Source organism: Moorena sp. SIO3E8, from assembly GCF_010692445.1.
GTDB lineage: Bacteria > Cyanobacteriota > Cyanobacteriia > Cyanobacteriales > Coleofasciculaceae > Moorena > Moorena bouillonii.
This window is the reverse complement of record NZ_JAAHHM010000265.1, coordinates 1-4,470: the sequence shown is the minus strand read 5'-3', so window position 1 is coordinate 4,470 and position 4,470 is coordinate 1. Positions and strand designations below refer to the sequence as shown.

The following is a 4,470-nucleotide window of genomic DNA, read 5'->3' as shown; positions in this document are numbered from 1 at the left end:
ATGGATGGCGGCCGTTCGGCGGAAATCGGCTCTGCATTCATATCGCGTCTCTTTTCCGAGTTTCTTGGAATACCCGACTGCTTTGAGCGCATCAGTTTCTCCCATGAACCTCATTGCGAGGTGGCTCGTTACGTCGACTATTTCGGCGTCCCCGTGGAATTCGACGCAGACGAGATCAGCCTCATTATCAAACCTGAGAAGCTCGGTGAGCGAATCAAGCAGGCGAACGTCGAACTCTTCAACTACGTTCAGACCCATCTCTCGGGCATCAAAAAGCAGATCGAAGCCGCCAAAGAGCCGAAAGAACTGAAAGCGCTCAGGAAGGCAGCCGCAGAGAACGCGCAGGCAGGTGTCTTCAATACGGCCAGCGTCGCTGCTGCCGCAAATATGAGCGTCCGCACGGCCCAGAGGATAACGGCAGAACACGGAACAACCCTTCAAGGTTTAATCGATAAAGTTCGTGAGCACAGAGCAACAGAGCTGCTTCGTGATAACCGCAACGACATCGGTTCAATCGCGTTCCTGCTGGGCTACTCAGACGAGAGGGCGTTCAGAAGGGCTTTCCAACGCTGGACCGGTCAAACGCCCTCTGACTATCGGCGACAATACAATAAGCAGATCGAATAAGTCCCGGGCTGTGCCCAAGGTCAGTTCCCTTGGAATGATCTAAAAACCACCAATCACAAACACCCTGGCGAAGCCTAACCGATGCGCTGCACCGGACGATCCTTTGCGCCCTGAATTCAAGTCAAAGCCACTACTCGAGGAGACGTAAAATGAAACTGTTCTCACAAATCGCCACCACACTGTTCGGATTATTGGCAGGTGGCATGGTTTTGATCGCAACTGGTCTCGTGCCGTACTGGCGCGCACTGGAACCTGCCGAGTTTACGCAAATATTCGCGACAAGCCTGCCTACAATCGCTGGAACCATGATTGTCCTGACCATTTTGGGAACGGGAAGCATGGTGCTGGCAGCAGGCCTCGCGCTCTGGAAAAAACGCCCCAACAGACTTTGGCTCGCCGCAGGAGCTGCAGCAACACTCATTATGTTGGTTTGCGTTCCGATCTATTTCGGTTCAGCCAACCCGCTCCTTGCAGGTGGAACGTTGAGTGCAGAGGCAATCACCGATGAACTCGCGACCTGGCAAATGATGCACTGGTTTCGGACGATCGTCGGCGTTCTTGGCCTCTTCTGCGCCGTAAACGCCAGCTACGCCAGCGCCCGCGACAGCCAGTAAGGAGGACAAACCATGTTGCGTTTACAAGGTATCAATCTAATCATTGGAACAATTGTTCTCTTTATCGCGCTGCATCTGACTTTTGCACCTGAGCATCACACAGTCAGAACCACAGGATCTACATTGCTTGGTGGTATCAGTTTCCTCTTGATGACGTTCTCCGTCGTGTTAGCCACAAGATTGGAGATCTTCGAGGAGATGTTTGGTGGATTGGACCGCATGTATCAGGTCCACCGCGTGGCCGGTACGTTCACGGCGGTTTTCGCACTGGTGCATTTCTTCAGCATCCCAAAGGAATTGCCGCCCGGTGTTGATCCTGTATTGAACTCGACATTCCCGTCCGCTCAGATAGGGATGGCCTCGATGGTGTTACTGGTCATTGGTCTGTTCGTCGCCTTGAATCGGAAAATCAGTTATTCACGCTGGCGGAATCCGCACAAGGTTATGGCGTTGGTATACATTCTGGTAATCGGCCACTTTATGAATGCGCCTGGCATCTTCTTTGAACGGTTCAGCGCATCTGGCATACTACTTATCGTCGCAGCGCTCACCGGTACCGTTGCTCTTGTCTATACGATGTTCGGCATGAACAAGCGCACAGCCATGAGTTTCACCATCGAGGCCGTAAACTCTCTGGAACGCGCAACTGAAGTTGTCTTGAAGCCCGTCGGTAACATGCTGAAGTTCAAACCGGGCCAGTTCGCCTTTGTTGAAATTCAAGGCAAGGATTGGTCAGAACCCCATCCATTCACCATCTCTAGCGCCCCAAATGAAGATCGTTTGCGCTTCACCATGAAAGTGCTGGGCGATTGGACCAGGAAAGTTCGTGAAGAATTAAAGCCAGGCGGCGAGGTCATCGTTCGCGGACCTTATGGACGCTTCGATGCCTCGAAGACGGGATGCAGGAGACAAGTCTGGGTCGCAGGCGGTATCGGTCTGACACCTTTCCTCTCAAAGCTTCGGGCAATGGAAGACGACGATGACCGGGAAATCCACTTCGCCTACGCGGCCCGCAACAAGGAAGAAGCTATTTTCCTTGGAGAGCTGGAGGCAGTTGCAGCAACTCGGGATAACATCACGCTCTATCCTCTTTTTTCAGATGAAGGCGATTTCGCTCGCATCGATGTTGCGAAGAAGCGGCTGCCTGGCGGACTAACTGACTATGAGTATTTCATTTGCGGCCCTAAGCCGATGGTCGAAGGTCTTATGAAGGACCTCAAGACGGAAGGCGTGAAACGCAAGGCCATACACGTCGAGGCATTTGAATTCAGATGAGATTCGGAAAGCGGCCATTGGGCTTTAGATGTCTAATGGCCGCTTCGTCCCGCCTTGCGGTCATTCAGATCAAGTTCTGGGATACAGAGCTTGGCTTCCAATACCAGAATCGAACTAAAGACCGCACCTCTATGGACAGGTCTTCAATTGTGCGCGTTAGACTTCGGCGAAGGTAACCCAGCGCTCTTAATTGCAGGCCCTAAGTGACTAGGGGGCGCGGGGGAACACGTTCCCCCGAAAACAAACACCCCGCCTTTCTAACCTTCCCCAGCCCCTTCGCGCGTATCCAGCGCCGAGGCGGTATCGAAGAACTCGTTGAACTCGATGATCTTGCCGTCGCGCATGCGGAAGAGGTCGACCTTGTCGACCGCGACCAGGTTGCCGGTGGATTTGTAGCGGAAACCGACGTCGGCGTGGACGGCGACCAGGTCGTCCTGGGCGATCATGCGGCTGATTTCGTATTTCTCCAGGTCGTAGTCGGCGTGGATGCGCGCGATGTTGTCCAGCACCGCGCTGCGTCCGTAGCAGGGGCCGGCGAAGGTGAAGTCCTCGCGGCGGCCGACGGTGTTATAGCTGGCCGCGCTGTCGAAGAGGCGCACCAGGGGTTCGGGATCGAAGCGGGCGTAGGCATCGTAGCATTTGGAGAGCAGCGCCTTGTTGGAAGAGGCGCAATGGGTCTGGGGCTCCACCTCCGCCGGCGGCGCCCAGGCCGGATAGGCGGCGCTGGCGCCGGAGGGAGCCAGGCCGGCACTGAGTTCCGCACAGGCCGGGACGCCCTCGCCGCTGGTCCAGGCGCGCAGACCGGCGGAATCGAAGAACTCCACGAACTCGACGATCTTGCCGTCCTCGAAGCGGATCAGATCGCCCAGTTGTACGTCGGTTTCCTGTTCGCTCTCCCGGTGGCGCAGCCGCCCGCCGGTGACCGCGAAGACGGAGTCGCCGTCGACGATCAGCTCATAGACGTTGTAGCTCTGCCATTCGAAGAGCTCGGAAATCGCCAGCAGCGCGTCGCGCGCGCCCTCGGGTCCGTAGCTGGGGCCGGCGAAAGGCAGGAAGGACTCCGGCGCGGTGAAACGGATCACGCCTTCTTCGGAGAAAAGATCCAGGAAAGGCCCCGAATCGCCCGCGTCATAGGCCGCATAGGCGGATCTCATGGTGTCCAGCAGACCCGGATTCGACGACATTCGATTTCCCTCCGTCACGCGGCGCGGAACGGCCGCAACGGCGTCCGAACCGGCCCTCGTGTCAGCCCTCGATGAAGGATTGGGACCAGCCGTCGTCCGCCGTCTGAAAAGCGCTCTGCCGATAGTATAGCAGAAACCACTTTTTCGTGTAGCATACAATGGTATTTCGCGCCAAAAGATTTACGTTCCCTGGCCGCCTACGTCCCTTTCGCAAGCCTTCGGGACGTGCGGCGAGGGCAGTTGAGAGAGGCGGTTCGCAAGCGCGGTTCTGTTACGGTCGGATGAAATCTGACGGCAGTCGATCCAGGGTGGGCGTCCCGGTCGATTTGGCAGTGGAAAGGCTCGTCGAAGTCGGCCAAACTCCCGCCGCCTTTCGCGCCCTTTGCGGAAGCGCAGCCTTTCAGACCGCCGGCGATGGAGTCTTAGCCGTCATGACCATGAACGTTCTTCTGATCACCGCGGACCAGTGGCGGGGCGACTGCCTCGGGGCCGCCGGCCATCCGCTGGTCAAGACGCCGGCGATCGACGCGCTGGCCGCCGACGGCGTGCTGTTCCGCCGGCACTACTGCCAGGCCACGCCCTGCTCGCCGGCGCGCGCCTCGCTGCTGACCGGCCTCTATCAGATGAACCACCGGGTCTGCCGCAACGGCACGCCCCTGGATGCGCGCCACGACAACATCGCCAGGGCCATGCGCCGGCTGGGCTACGCCCCGGCGCTCTTCGGCTATACCGATACCAGCGTCGATCCGCGGCGCTGCGACCCGAACGAT

5 protein-coding genes are annotated in these 4,470 nt (G+C 57.6%); 4 read left to right on the top strand and 1 reads right to left on the bottom strand.

Annotation, left to right across the window (positions count from 1 at the left end):
- The 3 genes from F6K46_RS38465 to F6K46_RS38455 form a co-directional block, all read left to right on the top strand.
- A partial coding sequence (locus F6K46_RS38465) for an AraC family transcriptional regulator (protein ID WP_293118057.1) occupies positions 1–627 on the top strand: 627 nt, incomplete at its 5' end.
- Positions 628–776: 149 nt separating this feature from the next.
- Entirely contained in the window at positions 777–1,241 is a 465-nt protein-coding gene (locus tag F6K46_RS38460) for a hypothetical protein (protein ID WP_293069030.1), read from the top strand.
- A gap of 12 nt (positions 1,242–1,253) precedes the next feature.
- The gene (locus F6K46_RS38455; RefSeq protein WP_293118054.1) at positions 1,254–2,516 is read left to right on the top strand and encodes a ferric reductase-like transmembrane domain-containing protein; all 1,263 of its coding nucleotides are present in this window, start codon (positions 1,254–1,256) and stop codon (positions 2,514–2,516) included.
- Positions 2,517–2,773: 257 nt separating this feature from the next.
- Here the strand turns inward: F6K46_RS38455 and F6K46_RS38450 are convergent, their stop codons facing one another.
- Entirely contained in the window at positions 2,774–3,700 is a 927-nt protein-coding gene (locus F6K46_RS38450) for a nuclear transport factor 2 family protein (protein WP_293118051.1), read from the bottom strand.
- Positions 3,701–4,131: 431 nt separating this feature from the next.
- On the opposite strand from F6K46_RS38450, the gene F6K46_RS38445 reads away from it, so the two are divergent.
- The coding region (locus tag F6K46_RS38445; protein WP_293118048.1) for a sulfatase-like hydrolase/transferase at positions 4,132–4,470 on the top strand (339 nt) is incomplete at its 3' end.